Raw genomic sequence first — 22132 nt, forward strand, 5'->3', positions numbered from 1 at the left:
GGGTCACGCACAGTGGGGTCGCCTTTCTTTGGTTACTTTCTTTGGCGAAGCAAAGAAAGTGACTCGCCCGCCGGGGCGAATTCCCGGCTCCTGCCTTGAACGAACAGCAAGGCAAGAACAAAGGCCCGGAGCCCTCACCCCCGCCCTCTCCCAGAGGGAGAGGGAGCAAGACCTCAGGCGCGCGCAGCATCACGCTTCCCCTCGAACCTGCGTCCCATCCGATCAAACGCCAGGTAGATCACAGGCGTCGTGAACAGCGTCAGCACCTGGCTCACCACCAGCCCGCCGAAGATCGCCAGGCCCAGCGGCCGCCGCAGCTCCGCCCCCTCGCCCCACCCGAACATCAAGGGCAGCGCCGCGAACAGCGCCGCCAGCGTGGTCATCAGGATGGGCCGGAAGCGCAGCAGCGCCGCCTGGTGGATCGCCTCCTGCGGCGGCTTGCCCTCGTGCCGTTCCGCGTCGATCGCGAAGTCGATCATCATGATCGCGTTCTTCTTCACGATGCCGATCAGCAGGATGATGCCGATGATCCCGATCACCCCCAGGTCGTTGCCGGTCAGCATCAGCGCCAGCAGCGCGCCCACGCCCGCCGAGGGCAGAGTCGAGAGGATCGTGAGCGGATGGACGTAGCTCTCGTACAGCACGCCCAGCACGATGTACACGCACACCACCGCCGCCAGGATCAGCCACAGCTGGTTGGTCAGCGACTTCTCGTAGGCCCCGGCCGCACCGAGGAAATTCAGCCGCACGCTGGCGGGCAGCCCGATCTCCCTGGCGGCCTCGCGGATCGCGGCCACCGACTTGCCCAGTGCCACGCCGGGCGCCGTGTCGAAGCCCACCGTGGCGGACGGGTACTGCGCCACGCGCGTGATCGACAGCGGCGCCAGCTGCTCGCGGATGGTGGCGATGGACGACAGCGGCGTCGGCGCGCCCGAGCCGGTGCGCAACTGCAGGTTGCCCAGCGCCTGTGGCGAGGCGAGCGCCTCGCGCTGCGCCTCCAGGATCACGCGGTACTGGTTGGTCTCGGTGAAGATGGTGGAGACGATGCGCTGGCCGAAGGCGCTGTAGAGCGCGTCGTCCACCGAGCTGGCGGTGACCGACAGGCGCGAGGCGGTGTTGCGGTCGACGTCCACGTAGGCCGCCAGGCCCTGGGCGCCGGCGTCGGTGGTGGCGTTGCGCACCTGCGGCACGCCGCGCAGCCGCTCCACCAGCTTCTTCGCCCAGTCGTTCACCACCGTGGTGTCCACGCCTTCCAGCGCCACGCGGAACTCGGTCGGGCCGGTCTCGGCATCGATGGTCAGGTCCTGCGTGGGTTGCAGGTAGAGCGTGACTCCGGCCACCGCGCGCACGCGATCGCGCAGGCGCTGCATCACGGCCTCCTGGTCGTCGCGGCCCGAGCGCAGGTTGATGAGCATGCGGCCGGTGTTGAGCGCGGTGTTGTTGGCCGCGTCCACGCCCACCACCGAGCTCAGGCTGCGCACGTCAGGGTCGGCGAGGATGGCCTCGGCCGCCGCCTTCTGCAGCTGCGCCATGCGCAGATAGGACACGTCCTGCGCGGCCTCGACGCGCGCCTGCAGCTGGCCCGTGTCCTGCGTCGGGAACAGGCCCTTGGGGATGACGACGTAGAGCAGAACGGTCAGCGCCAGCGTCAGCGCCGCCACCACCAGCGTGGAAGCCTGGTGGCGCAGCACCCATTGCAGCCAGACGTCGTAGCGGCCGATCACGCGCTCGAAGAAGGCGTGCACGCGCGCGCCGAAGCGGCCACCCTCCTCGGCCTGTGGCTTCAACCAGCGCGCGGACATCATCGGCACCAGCGTCAGCGAGACCACCGCCGAGATCAGGATGGTGATGGCCAGCGTCACCGCGAACTCGCGGAACAGGCGCCCCACCACGTCGCCCATGAACAGCAGCGGGATCAGCACCGCCACCAGCGACACCGTCAGCGAGATGATGGTGAAGCCGATCTGGGTCGCCCCCTTGAGCGCGGCCTTGAACGGCGGATCGCCCTCCTCCAGGTAGCGCGCGATGTTCTCGATCATGACGATCGCGTCGTCCACCACGAAGCCGGTGGCGATGGTCAGCGCCATCAGGCTCAGGTTGTTGAGGCTGTAGCCCAGCAGGTACATCAGCCCCAGCGTGCCGATGAGCGAGATCGGCACCGCGATGCTGGCGATCACCGTGGCGCGCAGGCTGTGCAGGAAGAAGAAGATCACCAGCACCACCAGCACCACCGCCAGCGCGAGCTCGAACTGCACGTGGCGCACCGAGGCGCGGATGCCGGTGGTGCGGTCGCTCAGCACCTCCACCTTGAGCGCGCCGGGCAGCGAGGCTTCCAGCTCGGGCAGTTGCTTCCTGATGGCGTCGACCGTGCCGATCACGTTGGCGCCGGGTTGCCGCTGCACGTTCAGAATGATCGCCGGGTACAGGTTGGCGCTCTCGTCCTCGCGCGACTCGGCCCGCGCCGCGGCCCACGCGCCCAGCTGCGTGTTCTCGGCGCCGTCGACCACGCGCGCGACGTCGCTCATGCGCACCGGCGCGCCGTTCTTCCACGCGATGATGAGGTTCTTGTACTCGGCGGCCGCCAGCAGCTGGTCGTTGGCGTTGATGGTGTAGGCGCGCTGGGGCCCGTCGAAACTGCCCTTGGCGCTGTTGGCATTGGCCGCCGCGATCGCGGTGCGCAGGGTGTCCAGGCCGATGCCCACCGAGGCCAGCGCGTTGGTGTCGGCCTGGATGCGCACCGCCGGGCGCTGCCCGCCCGAGAGCGAGACCAGGCCCACGCCGCTCACCTGGCTGATCTTCTGCGCGAGCCGCGTGTTGACGAGGTTCTGCACCTCGGTCAGCGGCATGGTCCGGCTGCTCACCGCCAGCGTGAGGATGGGCGCATCGGCCGGGTTGACCTTGGCGTACACCGGCGGCGCCGGCAGGTCGGCCGGCAGCAGCGAGCCGCCGGCATTGATCGCGGCCTGCACCTGCTGCTCGGCCACGTCCAGCGTCTGGTCGAGCGCGAACTGCAGCGTGACGATGGACACGCCGTTGGAACTCACCGAACTCATGCGGTCCAGCCCGGCCATCTGGCCGAACTGGCGCTCCAGCGGCGCGGTGACGGTGCGGCTCATCACCTCGGGGCTGCCGCCCGGATAGAGGGTCTGCACCTGGATGGTCGGGTAGTCCACCTGCGGCAGCGCCGCCAGCGGCAGGAAGCGGAAGCCCACCAGGCCCGCGAGCACGATCGCGAGCATCAGCAGGGCCGTCGCCACCGGCCGCTCGATGAAGGGGCGCGACGGGCTTGTCACGACGAACCTCTCACTGCGGCGGCGCCCTGCGCCGGCGCTCGCCCTGGCCCTGTCCGCGCGGACCGGAGGCACCCGGGCGCGGGCCGGCAACCGGCTTCTCGCCCTGCAGGATCACCTGGGCCCCGTCCTTCAGGCGGTCACCGCCTTCGGTCACCACCAGCTCGCCGGGCTGCAGGCCCTCGGTGATGGCCACCAGCTCGACCGTCGTCTCGCCGCGCTTGACCGCCCGCATCGAGACCTTGCGGTCCTCGTTGATCACGTAGACGAAGGTGCCCTCGGGGCCGGTGCGCACCGCGGTCACCGGCACCACGAGCGCCTCGATGGTGCGCAGCGTCATCTGGATGTTGACGAACTGGTTGGGGAACAGCGTGGTCTTGGCGTTGGCGAAGCGCGCCTTGCCTTTCACCGTGCCGGTGCTGGTGTCCACCACGTTGTCGAGCGTGGAGAAGGTGCCCGTGTCCAGTTCGGTGGTCCGGGTGCGGTCCATCGCCTTGACCGGCAGGGGTTCGCCCTTGGCGAGCTGGGCCTGGATGTCGGGCAGACGGTCCTGCGGCACCGCGAACTGCACGTCGATCGGGTTCATCTGCGTGATCACCGCAATGCCGGTGGCGGCGTTGGCCGTCACCGTGTTGCCGGGATCGACGGTGCGCAGGCCGATGCGCCCGGCCACGGGGGCCGTGATGCGGGTGTATTCGACGTTCAGCTTCGCCGCGGCCTCGGCGGCGCGGTCGGTGATCACCGTGCCCTCGAGCTGCTTGACCAGCGCGGCCTGGGTGTCCACGTCCTGCCGCGCGATCGAGTCCTGGCCGAGCAGCGTGCGGTAGCGCGCCAGCGTGACGCGGGCGGCTTCCAGCTGCGCCTCGTCGCGCACGCGCGTGCCCTGGGCCTGGGCCTGGGCCTGCTCGTAGGGGCGCGGGTCGATGCGCGCCAGCAGCTGGCCCTTGCTCACGGTCTGGCCCTCGGTGTAGAGGACCTCGGTCAGCACGCCGCCCACCTGCGGCTTCAGCGTGATGGTGGCCAGCGGCGTCACGGTGCCCAGGGCGTCGATGGTCACGGCAAGCCGATGCTTGCGCGCCTCCGCATGGCCGACCGTGGAGCCGCCGCCGCCGAAACCGGCGCGGCCCCCGGCCGGCTCGCTCGACCGCTTGATCAGGTACCACGCACCGCCACCCAGGGCCAGCACCACCACCAGCGCCGCCAGGCTGCCGAGCCAGAGCCGACGGCGCGAGGGCGGCCGGGGTGCGGGCGGCTCGGTGAGAGGGGCTGGGGGATTCGGCTCGGAAGTGGCGGAGGTCATCGCTGGAAAAGGCTGTAGATGGGCGCCGGGGCAGCCTGTAGTGGAGCGCCGAATCGTAGCGCCCAGTCCTGACGAACCGTAAAGCCCCGGTAAAGCCGGCGTTGCGCAATGCATCCGGCGCTTGCGGACTGCAACTGGCGCCGTGGGGCGGCAGTTCGTCGCAAGCGCATGGCAGGCGAAAGGGCCGGCCGGCACAGTCCACCCATCGATCCACTTTCCAACCGGAGCAACAACATGCAGATGCTGACCCAGATCCTCCTCCACACCCCGCGCTGGGTGTTCGTGCTCTTCGCCCTGCTGGTCTGGCTGGGCCTCAAGCAGATGCTGACCGGCACCGTCAGCCTGACCCGGGTGACGCTGATGCCGCTGGCGATGACCGGCCTGTCCTTCTACGGCATGCTCTCGGCCTTCGGCGACTCGCCGGTCGCCCTGCTCGGCTGGGCCGGCGCCGCGGCGGCGCTGCTGCTGACGGTGCAGCGCTGGCCCCTGCCGGCCGCCGCGCGCTACGACGCCGCGACCCGCCGCTTCCACCTGCCCGGCAGCGCCGTGCCGCTGGCGCTGATGATGGGCATCTTCTTCACCAAGTACGTGGTGGCCGTGCTGATGGCGATGCACCCGCTGCTGCACCTGCACACCGGCTTCGCGCTCGCCATCGGCCTGCTCTACGGCGCCTTCAGCGGCATCTTCGCGGCCCGCACGCTGCGGCTGTGGAAGCTGGCGATCCGCGAGGACCGGGCTGCCCTGCCGGCCGCGAGCGCCTAGGATCGCGACCTGGCCCTCACTCTTTCCTTCTTCTTCCGCAAGAATCCCATTCGCCCGACCCACGCCATGAACGACGACCTCCACCCCGCCGGCGACCGCATCGAGCGCCTTGCCCGCCGCCGCGCCGGCGCCAAGATGGGCTGGTACATCCACGCCACCGTCTATCTGCTGGTCAATCTCTTCCTCGTGCTGCTGGCCAGCTCGCGCGGCCAGAACTGGGCCATGTACCCCCTGCTTGGATGGGGCCTGGGCCTGCTGATCCACGGCGCGGTGGTGTTCTTCGTCGCGCCGGGCGGCAACCTGTACGACCGGATCCTGGAACGCGAGCGCCGGGCGCTGCGCGGCGAGGGCCACCGGTGAACAACACGGTGGACGACACCCTGCCGCGCAGGTTCTCGGCGGAGAACGTCCGCCACGTCCTGCGGCATGGTGTCTCCACCGCGGTCTTCTGCTGCCTCATCGCCATCGCGCTCGCGCTCTCGGGCCGCGGCGCATGGGGCTCGCAGCTGGTCTATTCGCTCTCCATCGGCCTGATCGCCTGGCTCGTGATCGACATCGGCCGCCTGCTGCTCGCCGGCCGCAGCGCCACCCCCTGGCCGATGGGCTGGCGCGGCGTGGTGCTGATCGCCGTGGGCACCGTGGCCGGCTTCCTGGGTGGCAACGCCATCGGCGACGCCTGGACCGGCAAGCCAATGCTGGAGTTCCTGAGCTTCCCGGCCGACAAGTTCGCCTCCACGCTGCTGATCACGATCGGGGCGAGCATCGTGATCTGCTATTTCTACTACGCCCGCGGCAAGAGCAAATACCTCGAAGGCGAGATCGCGCTGGCCCAGCGCGATGCCACCGACGCCCGGCTCAAGCTGCTCGAGACCCAGCTCGAGCCGCACATGCTCTTCAACACCCTGGCCAACCTGCGCGTGCTGATCGCCACCGACCCGCCGCGCGCGGTGGACATGCTGGACCGCCTCAACAGCTACCTGCGCGTGACGCTCGCCGGCTCGCGCGCCCTCGCCCATCCGCTCGCGGCGGAATTCCAGCGGCTGGGCGACTACCTCGCGCTGATGGCCGTGCGCATGGGCCCGCGGCTGCGCTTTCGCCTCGACTTGCCGGATGCCCTGCGCGAGGTGCCCGTGCCGCCGCTGCTGCTGCAGCCGCTGGTGGAGAACGCGATCCGCCACGGCCTGGAGCCTCAGGTCGAGGGCGGCGAGATCGCGATCGGCGCCCGCCGCGAGGGCGGCCGGCTGCTGATCGAGGTGAGCGACACCGGCGTGGGCATCGATGTGAATCCCAGTCTGCCTCCTTCGAGCGACGGCGGCTTCGGCCTGGCCCAGGTGCGCGAGCGCTTGGTTACCGTCTATGGACCCCAGGCGACGCTGCGCCTGGCCGCGGCCCCGGCCGGCGGCACCATCGCAACCCTCACCCTGCCCCTGCCCGAATGAAAGCCACCGCCCTCATCGCCGAAGACGAACCGCTGCTGGCCCAGGCCCTGCGCGCCGAACTCGCCGCCGCCTGGCCCGAGCTGGAACTGCTGGCCAGCGTGGCCGACGGCCGCAGCGCGGTGCGCGAGGCGCTGCGCCTGCTGCCGCAGGTGCTCTTCTTCGACATCCGCATGCCGGGCCAGGACGGCCTGGCCGCCGCCGCCGAACTGGCCGATGCCTGGCCGGCGGACGAGGCGCCGATGCCGCAGCTGGTTTTCGTGACCGCCTACGACGAATACGCGGCCCGGGCCTTCGACGCCCAGGCCATCGACTACGTGCTGAAGCCGGTCCAGCCCGAGCGGCTGCGGCGCACTGTCGCGCGGCTGCAACAGGCGCTGGAGCCCGTGCGCAACGGCACCCCGCCGGCCCCGGACGAGGCGCTGGCCGGCACGCTCGCGCAGTGGCGCCAGTTGCTGGCCGCGGCCGGCGGCGGGGCCCTGCCCGGCGCCACCGGCGCGGCGCCCCTCAAGCTGATCGCCGCCAGCGAGGCCGGCAGCGCCGGCAACACCGTGCGCATGGTGCCGATCGACGAGGTTCAGTACTTCGAGGCGGCCGACAAATACGTGCGGGTGCTCACCACCGGCCACGAATACCTGATCCGAACCCCGCTCAAGCAGCTCCTGCCGCAGCTCGACGCCCAGCAGTTCTGGCAGGTGCACCGCGCCACCGTGGTCCGCAGCGATGCCATCGAGTCGGTGCACCGCGACGAGGCCGGCAAGCTGCACCTTGTACTGCGCGGCCGCCCGGAGAAGATCCCGGTCAGCCGTCTCTACGCCCACCTTTTCAAAGCCATGTAGCGCCGTGCAGCACCCATGAAAAAGCCGGCCCGTTCGACGGGGCCGGCTTTTTCATGTGACAGCAGGCAATCGTGGCTGTCTGCAATCAGCGCCAGTGGCCGTGGCGATGGTGGCGGTAGTAGCCGCGCGGCGGGCCGTAGTAAGCGGGCGGGCCGTAGTACACGGGGGCGGGACGGTAGTAGACGGGCGGCGGCGGCGCGTAGTAGACCGGGGCCGGACGGTAATAGACCGGCGGCGGCGGTGCGTAATACACCGGAGGCGCTGCGACGCCGACGGCCACGCCAGGCGCGCTGATGCCGACAGACCAGCTGACGTCGCCACGGGCGTTGGCCGAAGCGGCAGTGAACAGGGCACCTGCGGCGACGGCGCCGGCGGCAGCCCATTTGAAGAAGGTGGAACGGGTGAGACTCATGGTGTAGGGCTCCTATGGAGGGGGCGCAATGCACCCATGCCTGTATTGAACGCGCCAAGTGTCAATGGGGTTCACATTCCTCTGTGAAGAAGGTTTCAAAAAGTAACGCCTCCACAGTGACACCTAGAATGAAGAGATGACTTCCGCTGCCGATCACGACACCGCCAAACCGAGCAATTTCCTGCGCCACGTCATCGAAAACGATCTCGAACAGGGCCACTATGCCACCCGCCGCTGGGGCGGCACTCCGGGCGATGCCGTCCACCACGCCCAGGGCATGCAGGACCCGGCCCGCGTGCGGCTTCGCTTCCCGCCGGAACCCAACGGCTACCTGCACATCGGCCATGCCAAGAGCATCTGGCTCAACTTCGAGCTGGCCCGGGAATACGGCGGCGTGTGCCACCTGCGCTTCGACGACACCAACCCCGAGAAGGAAGAGCAGGAATACGTCGACGCGATCCGCGACGCCGTCCGCTGGATGGGCTACGACGTCACCCTGGCCGACGACCCGGCCCATCCGGGCCAGGCCAACGAGCACGTCTATTTCGCCAGCAACTACTTCGACTTCATGTACCGCGCGGCCGAGTACCTGGTCGGCGCCGGCCTGGCCTACGTGGACGAGCAGAGCGCGGAGGAGATCCGCGCCACCCGGGGCGACTTCAACACCCCCGGCACCGACAGCCCCTACCGCAGCCGCACGCCCGAGGAGAACCTCGCCCGCTTCCGCGCCATGCGCGACGGTCAACTGCCCGACGGCGCCGCCGTGCTGCGCGCGAAGATCGACATGGCCAGCCCCAACATCAACATGCGCGACCCGGCGCTCTACCGCATCCGCCGGGCCACGCACCACAACACGGGCGACCGCTGGTGCATCTACCCGATGTACACCTTCGCCCACCCGATCGAGGACGCGCTGGAGCAGATCACCCACAGCATCTGCACGCTGGAATTCGAGGACCAGCGCCCCTTCTACGACTGGCTGCTCGATCGTCTGGCCGAAGGCGGCCTGATCGCCTCGCCCCACCCGCGCCAGTACGAGTTCGCGCGGCTCAACGTGACCCACGTGATCACCAGCAAGCGCCGCCTGCGCCAGCTGGTCGAGGAAGGCCACGTGGACGGCTGGGACGACCCCCGCATGCCCACCCTGGCTGGCCTGCGCCGCCGCGGCTATACGCCCGAGGCCCTGAAGCTCTTCTGCGAGCGCTCCGGCGTCACCAAGTCGGGCGGCTGGATCGACTACGCCAGCCTCGAGGCCGCCCTGCGCGACACGCTGGACCCGGTCGCCCCGCGCGCCATGGCCGTGCTGGACCCGGTCAAGCTGGTCATCGGCAACTGGGACGAGCTGATGGGCGCCGGCTTCCTCGACGAATGCGCGGCCCCGGTCCACCCGCACCACCCGGAGATGGGCAAGCGCAGCTTCAAGCTGGGCCGCGAGGTCTGGATCGAGCGCACCGACTACGAGGACGTGCAGCCCAAGGGCTTCTTCCGCCTGTTCCCGGGCAACAAGGTGCGGCTGAAGTACGGCCACGTCATCGAATGCACCGGCGGCACGCGCGACGCGGATGGCCAGCTGGTCGAGGTGCAGGCCAGGCTGGTGCCGGACACCAAGAGCGGCACGCCGGGAGCGGATGCGATCAAGGTCAAGGGCAACATCACCTGGGTGGCGGCAGCGGACGCGGTGCCGGCCGAGGTGCGGCTGTACGAGCGGCTGTTCGCGGCGGCGCAGCCGGGTGCTGGCGAAGTACAGGAGGAGCTCAACCCGGGCAGCCTCGTCGTCGCGCAGGCCTACGTGGAGCCGGCCCTGGCCCAGGCCCCGGCCGGCAGCGCTTTCCAGTTCGAGCGGCACGGCTACTTCGTGCCGGACAGCCGCCGGGCTGCAGGCACCGGGCTGGTGTTCAACCGCGCGGCGGGGATGAAGGACAGCTGGGGCAAATAGCCCCGGCCGGATTACAGGGGCCGCGTCAGGTACACGGCCTCCCGCCCCACGATCGGCACCCGCGCCGGCATCAGCACGGTGCAGTCGTCGCAGGGCGCCCGGATCTCTTCGTCGCCGTCGACCGCGATCAGCTCGTCCTTCGCGAACACCTCGAAGCCGACCAGCGGCCGCACGAAGCGGAATTCCGGCGTCCTCACCATCCGCGTCTCCAGCAGTTCGAAACGCCGCTGCGGCGCCGGCGCCGGCTGGGGCTCATGCTCGATCAGCCCGAAGTGCCCGAGGAAATCCAGCGTCACCGCCACCGCCATGTCCGCCGTGGCCTGCAGGAAATGCTGGCCGCATTCGGCCACCAGCGCCGCGCCGGCCGGGCCTTCGTCCTCCCCGTGCCGGCCATGCTGGATCAAGGGCGTGCCCGAGCCCAGGCCCTTGGGCATGACCAGGTGCACGGCCGGGCGCCCGATCGCCAGCGCCACGGCCGCGTTCCGCGCGAAGGCCGGGTAGACCCAGAAGGGCACGACGTCCTGGCTGGTGGAGTGCAGATCGAGGATGTGATCGGCTGCTGCCACCACCGGCCGCAGTTCCCGGGCGCGCCGCAGTTCGGGACTGTGCTCGGGGCCGTCCAGCCATTCGTCCGACCAGATGCGGTTGAGGTTGTGCACCAGCTGGCGGTTCTCGAAAGGCTTCTCGGCATCGAAGGCGTTGTAGGCCTCCACGTGGGCGAAGCTCACGGTCAGCGTGCCGATCCTCGGCCGCACGCCCTGGTCCAGCAGGTGCCGCGCCGCCACCATGCCGCAGATCTCGTTGCCATGCGTCAGCGCGTTGATGAGCACGTGCGGGCCCGGCCGCCCGGATTCGAAGCGGTGCACGTAGTCGACCCCCGTGTTGCCGTGGCGATAGGAAGAGAGGTCGCCCTGGACGACTTCGAGGCGCGGAGGAATCGGCGGCATGGCGGAAGGGCGCGGCGGCCCGCAGTAGTGATAGGCCTTTAGTTTGCTACAAGGGAGCACCGCGCGGGCGCTCCAGGGCGGCGGCCGGCGGGTGCCTCCCGATTGCCTCGTAGACTCGCGGGCCACAAGCCAAAAAATCCGAAGAGCGCCCTCCCCCATGCCCCTGACTGCCGACATGCGACGGTCGATCGACCAGATCCGCGATTACCTGTTCGGAGGCGGCTATCCAGACCCCGTCAGCAACACCGAGCAGCTCTGCTTCCTCTTCTACTTCTACCTGATCCAGGGCCTCGACGCGGAAGCCACCGAGCGCGCCCGGATGCTCAAGCTCCCCTTCCGCAGCCTGTTCGAAGGCGAATGGGAGCTGCGCAACCCCGCCAATGCAATGGTGCCGGGGACGCGCGAAGGGTGGCTGCCAGCGGCCGTGCTGCACACGGGCACACCCTGCATCCCGCGCAGCCGCTTCCGCTGGTCGGTGTGGGCGGAGGAGCTGTCGGGCGACGCGCTGGTGCGCTTCGTGCGCGACGAGGTCTTCCCTTTCTTCGCCGAGATCAGCGAGGCCCTGGCCCACGACTTCATGCACGGGGCGCGCCTGGGCATCGACGAGCCGACCGTGCTGACGCAGGTCGTTCGGCTGGTGGGCGGCCTGCGGCTGGACCAGGCCGATGCCGACACCAAGGGCGACCTGTTCGAACACGTGCTGCGCCAGATGAAGCAGGCCGGCGAGCTCGGCCAGTTCCGCACGCCGCGCCACATCCTCCGCACCATCGTCGAGATGGTGGACCCGAAGGTGGGCGAGACCGTCTACGACCCGGCGGCCGGCACCGCCGGCTTCCTGGTGGCCGCCTACAACCACATGCGGCTGGCCAACTCCTCGCCGGGCAGCATCGTGGAGGCCGAGCTCGAGGGCAAGGTCCACCGCCGCGGCCTCGGCGACCGGCTGACGCCGGCCCAGGTCGCCACGCTGCAGCGCGGCAGCTTCTTCGGCAACGACGTCGATCCGAAGATGGTGCGCCTGGCCACCATGAACCTGTCGCTGCGCGGCCTGGGCAACGTGCGCATCCTGCAGCGCAACGTGCTGACCACGCAGCTCGACGAGGACGCCCGGAACCGGCTGGGCCAGCCGGCCGAGGGCTTCCACATCGTGCTGGCGAACCCGCCCTTCTCCGGCCGCATCGACAAGAACCGCATCGTCGATGCGGTGAAGATCGGCGCGACCAGCGCGACCGAGCTGCTGTTCCTCAAGTACATGCTCGACAGCCTGCAGTCCGGCGGCCGCGCCGCCGTCGTGGTGCCGGAGGGCGTGCTGTTCGGCTCGACGGTGGCGCACCGCGAGCTGCGCCGGCAGTTGATCGAGCACCATGGGGTCGACGCGGTGATGAGCCTGCCCGGCGGCGTGTTCCAGCCCTACTCGGGCGTGAAGACCTCGGTGCTCTTCTTCCGCCGCGACGGCCGCACCGATCGCGTCCTGTTCCTGCACGTCGAGAACGACGGCTACCGGCTGGACGCCAATCACGACACGCCCATCGAGGCGGATGACCTGCCCGCGCTGGCACAGGCCTTCATCGGCCGCGAAGCCGCCTGGGCGCGCTGGCTGGCGCGCGATGCGGCCGAGGAATGGAACGAGAAATGGTGGTTCGCCGACGCCACGGCGCTGCGCACGAACGACTTCAGCCTCTCCGCGAGCCGCTACCGGCCGATGAGCCAGTCGCAGATCGAGCACCAGGACCCGCGCGCGCTGCTGGACGAGCTGGCCGCCATCGAGGCGGAGATCGTTGAAGAACTCGAACAGCTGCGCAGCCTGCTGTCGGAGGACGATGCATGAAGGCCCCGATGCCGCCGGTGCCCCCGGTGCGAATGGCCCGCCTGGACGAAGTCTGCGAGATCAATCCTCGGCTTCCGAGGCCGCATGGCCTGGAGGACGACAGCGAGGTCGGCTTCGTGCCGATGGCCGCGGTGGACGAGCTCACCGGCACCATCCGGCAGCGCCTGACCCGCCGCTTCGCCGAGGTCCGAAAGGGCTACACCCCTTTCGCCGAGAACGACGTGCTCTTCGCGAAGATCACGCCCTGCATGGAGAACGGCAAGGTGGCCATCGCGCGCGACCTGCCCGGCGGCCGCGGCTTCGGCTCCACCGAGTTCCACGTGCTGCGCGCCAACGAGGCGGTACTGCCCGAGTGGGTCTACTACTACCTGCGCCGGCAGCGCTTCCGCAACGAGGCGCGGCGCAGCTTCACCGGTACGGCCGGCCAGCAGCGCGTGCCGCTCGCGCACATGGCCGCGTCGGCCATCCCGGTGCCCGACCTGGCCCATCAACGCCACGTGGTCGAACTGCTCGGTTGTGCCGACAGCGTGGTGCGCCTGCGGCGGCGGTCGCGCGTGCTCGCAGGGCAAATGAGCCCAGGCCTGCTGGTCGACATGTTCGGCGATCCGGCGGACAACCCCAAGGGATGGCCGGTGGTGAACCTGGGCGAATTGCTCGAAGGCATCGACAGCGGCAAGAGCCCGCGCTGCCTCGACCGGCCCAAGGGCGAGGACGAATGGGCGGTGCTGCGCCTGAGCGCGCTGAAAAACGGGCTCTACGACGAGTCCGACCACAAGACCCTGCCGCCCGGCGAGCAGCCGGACATGCGCTGCGAGGTGCGCGCCGGCGACCTGCTGTTCAGCCGCAAGAACACGCCCGAATTGGTCGGCACGCCGGCCTATGTCTGGAAGACCGGCGGCCGGATCCTGCTGCCGGACCTGATCTTCCGCCTGCGCCCGCGGCCCGAGGCCGGCCTCCACCCGCTCTACCTGTGGGCGCTGCTGCGCGCGCCCGGCGTGCGGCAGCGGCTGCAGCTGATGGCCAGCGGCACGGCCGCGTCGATGCCCAACATCTCCAAGGAGCGGCTGCGCAAGCTGCCCGTCATGCTGCCGCCGGCACGGCTGCAGGAAGCCTTCGCGCGGCGGATGGCGGCCATGCACGCGCTCTCCCTGCAGCACGATGCCGCGCTGGTCCAGGCGAAGGCCACGTTCGAAGCCCTCGAGACGCAGGTTTTCGAGCAGCCTCGCCTGGGCGGCAAGCCGGCGACGTGACGAGTCTGGCGTTCTTGCGCGACGGGGCTTGAGCCGCAAGTCGCGAGATGCAGCTCACGCCGGCGGAGCGCCCTCGCGTCGCGGCGCACGCTTCCCGGCCCGCGCCTCCTTCTTCGCCTGCCTCTGCGCATCCAGCACCTGCCCCGCCACCAGCCACTGCGCAAATTCCTCCGGCGTCTCCAGCGTGATGCGCCCGAGCGTGCCGCTGCGGAATTCGTTCATCACGATCTCGGCCGCCTTCTGCAGGTTGACGCGGCCCTTGCCCAGCAGGGCGCCGCGCTGGCGTCCGATGGCCTCCAGCAGTTCGTCGTCGGCAAGACCAGCAGCCGCCTCGAGCCTGAAGCGGGCCTCCAGCAGCCCCGCGTAGTGCCGCTTCAAATAGCCCAGCAGTTCCAGCGCCACGATTTCCTCGTCGAAGGCATTGCGGCCGATGGCGCCGCTGGCTGCCAGGTTGTAGCCGCTCTGCGCCACGATGATCCTCGGCCACAGCACGCCGGGCGTGTCCCAGAGGTAGAAGTCGTCGGCCAGGACGATGCGCTGCTCCAGCTTGGTGATGCCGGCTTCGTCGCCGGTCTTGGCCTTGCGGCTGCCGACCAGGGTGTTGATCAGCGTGGACTTGCCGACGTTGGGAATGCCGCAGATCAGCACCCGCATCGGCTTGGCCAGGCCGGCGCGCTGCGGCGCAAGTTCGCGGCAGGCGTCGATGAGCCGGCGCGCCGGCGCCGCCTGGCTGGCATCGAGCCCGATGGCGCGCGTGGCCGGCTGTGCGTTGTAGTACGCCAGCCAGGCCGGGGTGCGGTCCGGATCGGCCAGGTCCTGCTTGTTGAGCACCTTGAGTCCGGGCTTGTGGCCGGTGAGCTCGGCCAGCATCGGGTTGGCGCTGGAACCGGGCAGGCGCGCATCGAGCAACTCGATGACCACGTCGATGTCGGCGACGCGCTCGGCGATGGCCTTCCGGGTCAGGTGCATGTGGCCGGGGAACCACTGGATGGCCATCGGGACTTCTTTCTCTCGGCGAGGTCGGGGGGAGGCGGGGATTGTCGCCGCTGCGGCTTCTCAGGCTCTCAGCCGCCTCAGGCTCGCAATGCCTCGCGGTACCGCCGGCTGCAAGGAATGTGCGTGCCGTCCTGCATGTGCAGGCGGGCGTCGCCGCCCTCCAGCGGCTCGATCTCGGCCACCCGGTCCAGGTTGGCGGCGTAGCTGCGGTGCACCCGCGCGTAGCGCCCCGGGTCGAGCTGGGTCAGGAATTCGGTCAGGGTGGCGCGCAGCAGGTAGTCGTGGCCCTTGACGCGCAGGCCGACATAGTTGCCCTGGGCCTGCAGCCAGTCGATGTCGCTGGCCGCGATCAGGAATTCGCGCCGCAGCTTGCGCACCAGGAAGCGCTCCGGCCGCACCGAAGGCTGCAGCTCCGGCACGGGCGGCGCCGTCCCGGCCGCCTCCTCCGGCGGGTCGAGCACGCGCGCCTCGCCCTGCAGCCGCAGCATGAAGAGCCGGTAGCTCAGGATCGCGATCAGGAACAGCGCGTAGACGCGCACGTCCTTCAGGTATTCGTATACCCACTGCTCGGACCCGCCGAAGTCGTAGCGGCCGCCGGCCAGGGCGTAGACCGCCTTGCGCAGCGCCACCATGCCCGCCACGTGGAGCAGGCTGAAGACGACGCTGGCCGCCAGATGCCAGGGCAGGTTGCGGGCGAAGCCTGCAAAGCCGAGCGGAAAGCGCCGCTCGAAGGCGACCACCGCCGGCACCAGCGCAAGCAGCACCAGGTGGCTGGACAGCTCCCAGGTCACCGGCTGCCACGCCGGCAGCGCCCGCCCGGCGCGGTCGGCGTCGATCACCGCGACCACGCAGTTGAAGGCGGCCTGCAGCGCCATCACCAGCACCCAGAATGCGATCTCGGCGCGCCGGCGGTAGGGCTGGTAGCGCTCGAACAGGTTTTTCGGATTCTTGCCGGGGGTCGCGGGCATGGCGGCATTCTCCTGAATCCGGCCCGGATTTCGTCCCTTTAGGCCGCCGCTCGTCCCAAAAGCCCGGCGGATCGTCACTTCGGCGCCCCCCGCGGCCCGGCCCGCGCCCAGCATGACCGCCTTCGAACCGCTGGAGCCGCCATGACCGCCCCCGACCCATCCCGACGCCACGACATCGACGCGCTGCGCGCGCTGGCCTTCGGCCTGCTGATCCTCTATCACGTGGGGATGTACTACGTGGCCGCCTGGCCCTGGCACCTCAAGAGCCCGCATGCGGCGGCCTGGCTGCAGGCGCCCATGCAGGTGGTGAACATCTGGCGCATGGACCTGGTGTTCCTGATCTCGGGCGTGGCGCTGGGCTTCCTGCTGCGCGGTCGCAGCCCGCTGGCGCTGGTGGGGCAGCGCGCGCTGCGCCTGCTGCTGCCGCTGGTCTTCGGCATGACGGTGGTGGTGCCGTACCAGGCCTATGCCGAGGCGCTGGCCCGCGGGATGGTGGCGCCGGGCTTCGGCGCCTTCCTGCTGCGCTACTGGTCGATGGGCCCCTGGCCGCGCGGCGCCTTCGCGGGCTCCGACTTCGGCATGACCTGGAACCACCTGTGGTACCTGCCCTACCTCTTCGTCTACACCGCGCTGGTGGCGCTCCTCCAGCCGCTGCTCGCCTCGGCCGCGGGACAGCGGCTGCGCGCCGCCCTCACCGGGCTGCGGCGCTGGCGGGTGCTGGTGCTGCCCGCCCTGCCGCTGCTGCTCCATGCGCTGGTGCTGGCGCCGCGTTTCCCCGCCACGCACGACCTGGTCCACGACGGCTATCTGCACGCGCTGTACTTCACGGTCTTTCTCTATGGCTACTGGATGGGCATCGACACCGGCCTGTGGGAAGAGCTGATGCGCCTGCGCCGCTGGGCGCTGGCCCTGGCCGTGACCCTGGTGGCCGCCTACCTGGCTCTGCGGGCGGCCGGCGCCGAGGCCTGGCTGCTGCGCGCGCTGCGCGCCTTCTACCTCTGGGCCGCGCTTGCCGCGATCCTGGGCTTCGCACGCCGATACCTGGACCGCCCCTGGCCCTGGCTGGGCTGGGCCAACGAGTCGGTCTATCCCTGGTACGTGCTGCACCAGACGCTGATCGTGGCCGGCGCGGTGCTGCTCGCGCCGTGGCGGCTCGGGCCGTTCCTGGAGCCGCTGCTGCTGGTCGGCTTCACCGTGGGCGGGTGCTGGCTGCTGACCGACGGACTGATCCGACGCACTCCCTGGCTGCGGCCTCTCTTCGGCCTCAAGCGGAGGGCGCAGCAGGCGGGCGATCCACGGCGATTTCGAGAAGTTGTAGCGCGCTGAACTTGTAACAAGGTGCTTAGAATCCCCGCGCTGCGCGCCGCCCGGGCCCGCAGCGCTTCACAACAAACAAGAGAGAGCTCCGATGTTCCAGCGCTTCGCCCTGGCCGCCGTCCTGGCGGCCACCCTCCCCCTGTCCGCCGCCCACGCCCAGCGCCCTGCGCCGCCGCAGGGCCCGATGACCGACGGCTACCTGTGCTGCAACATGCGCAGCTACGGCAAGCAGATCAGCGACATCAACTACGACGAGCAGGGCATGAGCATCCTGGCCGTGGGCACGCGCGCGCGCATCACCGGCTACGACTTCCGCTGGGTCGATCTGGACGTCGGCGGCCGCCCGCAGCGGCTCAAGAACGACTACAGCCGCAACATGTCGACCGTCTCCTTCGGGCAGCGCTACGTCGTGACGGAGGACCCGAAGGCCAAGCTGGCCGGCTTCCCGGAAAAGACGCGCGCCGCAATTCAGGCGATGAAGGTGATCCCCGGCATGACGCGCGAGCAGGTGCTGATGGCGCTGGGCTACCCCATCGCCAGCGAGAACCCGACGCTGGACGCGCCGGTGTGGCGCTACTGGCTCGACAGCTGGGCGGAGTACCAGGTGGTGTTCGAAGCGGGCGGCACGGTGAAGACCGTCATGGCTGATCCGCCGACGCTGAACCGCGTCTCGCTTCCCTGAGCGACCGAACTACCGGACTACGACTGGCCGTAGTCGATGGCCCGGCTGTAGGCCGGGTCGCGATGCCAGTCCCAGTAGGTCGCGAGCAGGCGCTGCGTGACCGGGCCGGGCCGCCCCGTGCCCACCACCCGGTCGTCCACCCGCGTCACCGGCAGCACGCCGCCGCCGGAACTGGTGAGGAAGGCCTCGTCGGCGCCGCGCAGTTCCTCGGCCGGCAGCGCGCGCAGCGCGACGGGCAGGCCCAGCGAAGCGGCGATCTCGATCACGGTGCGGCGCGAGATGCCCTCGAGCACGCCTTCCCTCGGCGTGACCAGCGCGCCGTCCTTGATGCAGAAGATGTTGAAGCCGGGGCCTTCCACCACATTGCCCTGGGCATCGCTCAGCACCACCGTGTCGGCGCCGTCGTCGAGGGCGACGAGCAGGCCCATCGTGAGGTCGTTCCAGTGGTAGTTCTTGGCCCGGGGATCGACCGAGCTCGCCGGGATGCGCTGGACCGCACTCACCTTCACGTGGAGGCCGCGCTCGCGCTGCGCCTCGTTGGCGATCCAGACGAAGGGCACCGCGAAGGCATAGAAGCGGTTGACCGCCTGCCGCGGATCGCGCGAGCCCCAGGGCGGCTGCCCGCGCGTGACGATCATTTCCACATAGGAACTGCGCAGCCCGCTGCGGCGCACGCATTCGGCCAGCACCCCCTCGATCTGCGCCGGCGTGAGGCCGGGATCGAGGCGGAAGCGCTCGCAGCTGTGCATGAAACGCTCCAGGTGCTCATCGAGCCGGAAGAAAGCGCCTTCCCACACCGTCACCACGTCGTAGGTGGCGTCGGAGCGCAGGAAGCCCCAGTCGGTGATGGGGATCGCGGCCTCGGCGATCGGCACGTAATCGCCGCGCACGAAGGCGATGCCGTCGGACAGCGGATGGGATGGCATGGCAGGCAAGGCAGGGCGTTGATGGCATGGCTCCTTTGAATGGACCGGACGACTCGGTTCATTCATTGGAAATGCTGGAGCGCACTCTAGGTCAAGCCCTCCGCCGGCTCAAGTCCCAGCCGATCTCAATCGTCCCGGTGGCTCAGGCGTTCGCAATAGTCGAGCAGCAGCTCGATTTCCGCCGACTTGTCGAAGAAGGCATCCGCACCCAGCGCCTTGGAGCGCTCGCGCATGTCGGGTGTAGCGTAGTTGCTCAGCACCACCACCTTCTGGTGCGCGGCCCGCCGGCGGCAGGCGTCGATCACCGCGAGCCCGTTCCCGTCCTTGAGGAACAGATCGACGATCGCCACGTCCCAGCCGTCCCGGTGCCGCGCCAGCCAATCCACGGCCTCGCTCTCGCCGGCCGCATGGGCCACCACGGTGGCGTCCGCAAGGTCTTCCAGAAACCCAGCGAGATTCTCGCGGATCACTGGGTTGTCTTCGACCAGGTAGGTCTTGAAAGTCATGGCACGGGAAGAGATCAAAAGGTTTGTCGTGATTGTTTTGCAGGCTTGATGCGATCATGACGAGATGGACCGATGCCGCACGGTGAGCCATCGCGGTCAACGCGGGTAGGCGAAGGCCTACCTCCCTACAACGGAAGCAGTACCGAGCAGATATGGCACTGACACGCTTCGTCGACATCCAGGCGGTCTCGGACCTGGTCCGGGCCCTGGGCCCCCAACCCTTCCTGCTGGCACTGGCCGAGGCCATGCGTGAGGACTTCCTGCGCTGGCCCGAGTTCGACAAATCGGCGCGCCTGGCCAGCCATTCGCCGGTGGGCGTGATCGAGCTGATGCCGGTGTCGGACCGGGAGCGCTATGCCTTCAAGTATGTCAACGGCCATCCGGGCAACACGGCCCGCGGCCTGCCCACCGTCATGGCCTTCGGTGTGCTGGCCGAGGTCGAGACCGGCTTCCCACTGCTGCTGGCCGAGCTCACGCTGACCACCGCGCTGCGCACCGCCGCCATGTCGGCGCTGGCGGCGCAGGCGGTGGCGCGGCCGGGAGCGCGCAGCATGGCGCTGATCGGCAACGGCGCGCAGAGCGAATTCCAGGCGCTGGCTTTTCACGCCCTGCTGGGCGTGGAGGAGCTGCGCGCCTATGACATCGATCCCGCCGCCACCGACAAGCTGGTGCGCAACCTCGCACCCTGGCCCGCCCTGCGCGTGCATCGCGCGGCCGACATTGCCGATGCGGTGCGGGGCGCCGACATCGTGAGCACGCTGACCGCGCGCAAGGCGCGCGCCACCTTGCTCACGCCGGACATGCTGGCGCCCGGCATGCACATCAACGCGGTCGGCGGCGACTGCCCCGGCAAGACCGAGCTGCATCCCGATGTGCTGAAGGCCGCGCGCGTGTTCGTGGAGTACGAGCCGCAGACCCGCATCGAGGGCGAGCTGCAGCAGATGCCGCCCGACTTCCCGGTGGTCGAGCTGTGGCGTGTGCTGGCGGGCGAACTGCCCGGCCGCGAGGATCCGGGCCAGGTGACGGTCTTCGACTCGGTGGGCTTCGCGCTGGAGGACTACTCCGCGCTGCGGCTGGTGCACCGCCTCGCGATGGCGCACGGCGTCGGACAGGACATCGCCCTGGCACCGGAGAACGGCGATCCCAAGGACCTGTTCCGGCTCACAAGGCCGCCGGCTGGCTGACCGCGTGAGGCGCGTCGATCCAGTGCTTCCGGAAGCCCAGCCGCGACGGCGAGACGTACTCCTCGCGGTAGATCTCGAAAGGCATGGTGTCGGCGCCTTCGATCTGCTTCTGCGCCTGGATCGAGCTCTGGGTCATGCGTTCGAACTCGGCCTGCTGGGCGGCCGGGAACGGCAGGGCCTCCAGCGCGGCGCGCGTGGCCTCCGAACGCCCGCGCACGAAGCCGATGAAGGAATCGCCGTGCGAGCGCGTCGCCTCCAGCACGCGGGCCGAGGGCAGCACGGCCGGGTCGGCCAGCGCCTTCTTCGCCGCACGCACCGCCTCGGCATGGCGCTCGCCGCCATGGGCCGCATCGAGTGCGGCCGCGATCGGCTCGAAGGCCTCGAGCAGTTCGCCGCCCCAGTCGGTCAGGCCCACCTCGCGCCCGCCGCGCAGCAGGCGCAGGCCGGGCTCGCGCCCGCGCGCCGCCGTCAGGTGCTGGTTGTGGGCGAGCTCGGCGATCTCCTCGCGCGTGTCGGGCGGGCTGTCGGCCAGCAGGCAATGCAGCAGGAACACGTCCAGCAGACGCATGGTGGAAGCGTTGATGCCGATGGTCTCGAAGGGGTCGAGGTCCATCAGCCGCACCTCCACGTACTCCACGCCGCGCTCGCGCAGCGCGTGCAGCGGCCGCTCGCCTGGGAAGATCACCCGCTTGGGCCGGATGGTGCCGTAGAACTCGTTCTCGATCTGCAGCAAGGTGGTGGCGAGCTGGTTGTAGTCGCCGCCCAGGTTCTGGATGCCGATCGCCTCGTAGGGGGGCCAGGGCCGGGTGAGCGCGTCCTGCAGCGAGGCGGCATAGCCGTCGAGGCTGTTGTAACTCACCGTGAGCGAGGCCTGGGCTTCGCTCTGGTAGCCCAGGCGCCCCATGCGCAGCGAGGTGCCGTGGGGCATGTGCATGCTGCCCTCGCCCAGCGGCACCAGCTCGTGCTTGCGCCCGGCGACGAAGCTGGAGCACAACGCCGGCGAGGCGCCGAAAAGGTACAGCAGCAGGAAGGCATGGCGGCGGAAGTTGCGGATCAGCGCGAAGTACTGCTCGCTCGACACCTCCGGCAGCGACCAGTTGTAGTGGATGCCCGAGATGGTCTGCATGCGCCGCCCGTAGCGGTGGCTCAGGCCCATGCGGTAGACGCTCTTGGCGCGGCCCACGTTCGACGAGCCGTAACGCCCGATCGGGATGGTCTCGTCGGTCGGCAGGCCGCAGGGCATGCTCGACACCCACAGGCGCTCGTCGCCGGCCTCGGCCAGCACCCGGTAGGTGTACTGGTGGATGCGGGTCAGCTCGGCCAGGCAGGCCTCGACGTCGGTGTGCACGCCGGTGATCAGCTCCAGCTGGGACTCGCTGAAGTCGGTGGTGATGTGCGGATGGGTCAGGGCCGATCCCAGGGCAGCCGGGTGCGGCGTCAGCGCGAGCTTGCCGTCGGGCTGGACGCGCAGGCTCTCCTTCTCGATTCCTCGACGAACTCCCTTCAGGCGCGCGGGTGTGAGCGCTCCCAGGCGCTCCTGCAATTTGCTCATGTCG

Annotated in this window: 19 protein-coding genes; 10 read left to right on the plus strand and 9 right to left on the minus strand. The window is 69.8% G+C overall.

Annotated features, from left to right (window positions below):
* Positions 1–173: 173 nt before the first annotated feature.
* Both A8M77_RS06135 and A8M77_RS06140 read right to left on the minus strand, forming a co-directional pair.
* On the minus strand, positions 174–3239 hold the full coding sequence (locus A8M77_RS06135) for an efflux RND transporter permease subunit (RefSeq protein WP_086920838.1): 3066 nt from the start codon (positions 3237–3239) through the stop codon (positions 174–176).
* A gap of 64 nt (positions 3240–3303) precedes the next feature.
* Positions 3304–4590, minus strand: a complete 1287-nt coding sequence (locus A8M77_RS06140; RefSeq protein WP_086920678.1) for an efflux RND transporter periplasmic adaptor subunit — start codon at positions 4588–4590, stop codon at positions 3304–3306.
* Between the two features lie 234 nt (positions 4591–4824).
* On the opposite strand from A8M77_RS06140, the gene A8M77_RS06145 reads away from it, so the two are divergent.
* From A8M77_RS06145 to A8M77_RS06160, 4 genes are all read left to right on the plus strand, one after another.
* Positions 4825–5352, plus strand: coding sequence for a DUF6622 family protein (locus A8M77_RS06145; RefSeq protein ID WP_443270390.1), 528 nt, complete (start codon positions 4825–4827; stop codon positions 5350–5352).
* Between the two features lie 66 nt (positions 5353–5418).
* The gene (locus A8M77_RS06150; protein WP_086920840.1) at positions 5419–5712 is read left to right on the plus strand and encodes a 2TM domain-containing protein; all 294 of its coding nucleotides are present in this window, start codon (positions 5419–5421) and stop codon (positions 5710–5712) included.
* On the plus strand, positions 5709–6791 hold the full coding sequence (locus A8M77_RS06155; RefSeq protein ID WP_192871562.1) for a sensor histidine kinase: 1083 nt from the start codon (positions 5709–5711) through the stop codon (positions 6789–6791). Before A8M77_RS06150 ends, A8M77_RS06155 begins: the two co-directional genes overlap by 4 nt.
* Positions 6788–7627: a LytR/AlgR family response regulator transcription factor gene (locus tag A8M77_RS06160; protein ID WP_086920680.1), complete on the plus strand. Its 840-nt coding sequence runs from the start codon at positions 6788–6790 to the stop codon at positions 7625–7627. The genes A8M77_RS06155 and A8M77_RS06160 overlap by 4 nt, the downstream gene beginning before the upstream one ends.
* A gap of 85 nt (positions 7628–7712) precedes the next feature.
* Here the strand turns inward: A8M77_RS06160 and A8M77_RS06165 are convergent, their stop codons facing one another.
* Positions 7713–8039: a hypothetical protein gene (locus A8M77_RS06165; RefSeq protein ID WP_086920681.1), complete on the minus strand. Its 327-nt coding sequence runs from the start codon at positions 8037–8039 to the stop codon at positions 7713–7715.
* 136 nt (positions 8040–8175) lie between these two features.
* Here A8M77_RS06165 and A8M77_RS06170 point away from each other — a divergent pair, with 136 nt between their 5' ends.
* Positions 8176–9975, plus strand: a complete 1800-nt coding sequence (locus tag A8M77_RS06170; protein ID WP_086920682.1) for a glutamine--tRNA ligase/YqeY domain fusion protein — start codon at positions 8176–8178, stop codon at positions 9973–9975.
* An 11-nt stretch (positions 9976–9986) separates the two neighbouring features.
* Here A8M77_RS06170 and A8M77_RS06175 read toward each other — a convergent pair whose 3' ends face one another.
* A complete protein-coding gene (locus tag A8M77_RS06175) occupies positions 9987–10922 on the minus strand; it encodes a succinylglutamate desuccinylase/aspartoacylase domain-containing protein (protein ID WP_086920683.1) in 936 nt (311 codons plus the stop codon).
* A gap of 157 nt (positions 10923–11079) precedes the next feature.
* Between A8M77_RS06175 and A8M77_RS06180 the strand changes: the two genes are divergently transcribed.
* Together A8M77_RS06180 and A8M77_RS06185 are read left to right on the plus strand one after the other, a co-directional pair.
* Positions 11080–12747: a class I SAM-dependent DNA methyltransferase gene (locus A8M77_RS06180; protein WP_086920684.1), complete on the plus strand. Its 1668-nt coding sequence runs from the start codon at positions 11080–11082 to the stop codon at positions 12745–12747.
* Complete coding sequence (locus tag A8M77_RS06185; protein WP_086920685.1) at positions 12744–13997, plus strand: restriction endonuclease subunit S; 1254 nt, start codon at positions 12744–12746, stop codon at positions 13995–13997. Before A8M77_RS06180 ends, A8M77_RS06185 begins: the two co-directional genes overlap by 4 nt.
* 54 nt (positions 13998–14051) lie before the next feature.
* Here A8M77_RS06185 and ylqF read toward each other — a convergent pair whose 3' ends face one another.
* A complete protein-coding gene (gene ylqF, locus A8M77_RS06190) occupies positions 14052–14993 on the minus strand; it encodes a ribosome biogenesis GTPase YlqF (RefSeq protein WP_086920686.1) in 942 nt (313 codons plus the stop codon).
* Between the two features lie 77 nt (positions 14994–15070).
* Positions 15071–15961 carry a LytTR family DNA-binding domain-containing protein gene (locus A8M77_RS06195; RefSeq protein ID WP_086920687.1) on the minus strand — a complete coding sequence of 297 codons (891 nt, stop codon included), beginning with the start codon at positions 15959–15961 and terminating at the stop codon, positions 15071–15073.
* A 141-nt stretch (positions 15962–16102) separates the two neighbouring features.
* Here A8M77_RS06195 and A8M77_RS06200 point away from each other — a divergent pair, with 141 nt between their 5' ends.
* Positions 16103–17287 (plus strand): acyltransferase family protein, encoded by a 1185-nt coding sequence (locus tag A8M77_RS06200; protein ID WP_086920688.1) that lies wholly within the window; start codon positions 16103–16105, stop codon positions 17285–17287.
* Between the two features lie 82 nt (positions 17288–17369).
* The gene (locus tag A8M77_RS06205; protein ID WP_086920689.1) at positions 17370–17960 is read left to right on the plus strand and encodes a cell envelope protein SmpA; all 591 of its coding nucleotides are present in this window, start codon (positions 17370–17372) and stop codon (positions 17958–17960) included.
* A 17-nt stretch (positions 17961–17977) separates the two neighbouring features.
* On the opposite strand, the gene A8M77_RS06210 is transcribed toward A8M77_RS06205, so the two are convergent.
* Positions 17978–18886, minus strand: coding sequence for an aminotransferase class IV (locus A8M77_RS06210; protein ID WP_086920690.1), 909 nt, complete (start codon positions 18884–18886; stop codon positions 17978–17980).
* A 125-nt stretch (positions 18887–19011) separates the two neighbouring features.
* Positions 19012–19392 (minus strand): response regulator, encoded by a 381-nt coding sequence (locus A8M77_RS06215; RefSeq protein ID WP_086920691.1) that lies wholly within the window; start codon positions 19390–19392, stop codon positions 19012–19014.
* A gap of 158 nt (positions 19393–19550) precedes the next feature.
* On the opposite strand from A8M77_RS06215, the gene A8M77_RS06220 reads away from it, so the two are divergent.
* A complete protein-coding gene (locus tag A8M77_RS06220) occupies positions 19551–20576 on the plus strand; it encodes an ornithine cyclodeaminase (protein ID WP_086920841.1) in 1026 nt (341 codons plus the stop codon).
* On the opposite strand, the gene gshA is transcribed toward A8M77_RS06220, so the two are convergent.
* Positions 20554–22128, minus strand: coding sequence for a glutamate--cysteine ligase (gene gshA / locus A8M77_RS06225; protein WP_086920692.1), 1575 nt, complete (start codon positions 22126–22128; stop codon positions 20554–20556). The genes A8M77_RS06220 and gshA overlap by 23 nt on opposite strands.
* Positions 22129–22132 lie beyond the last annotated feature (4 nt).

Origin of the sequence: Variovorax sp. JS1663, from assembly GCF_002157355.1 — a bacterium.
Taxonomy (GTDB): domain Bacteria; phylum Pseudomonadota; class Gammaproteobacteria; order Burkholderiales; family Burkholderiaceae_C; genus Variovorax.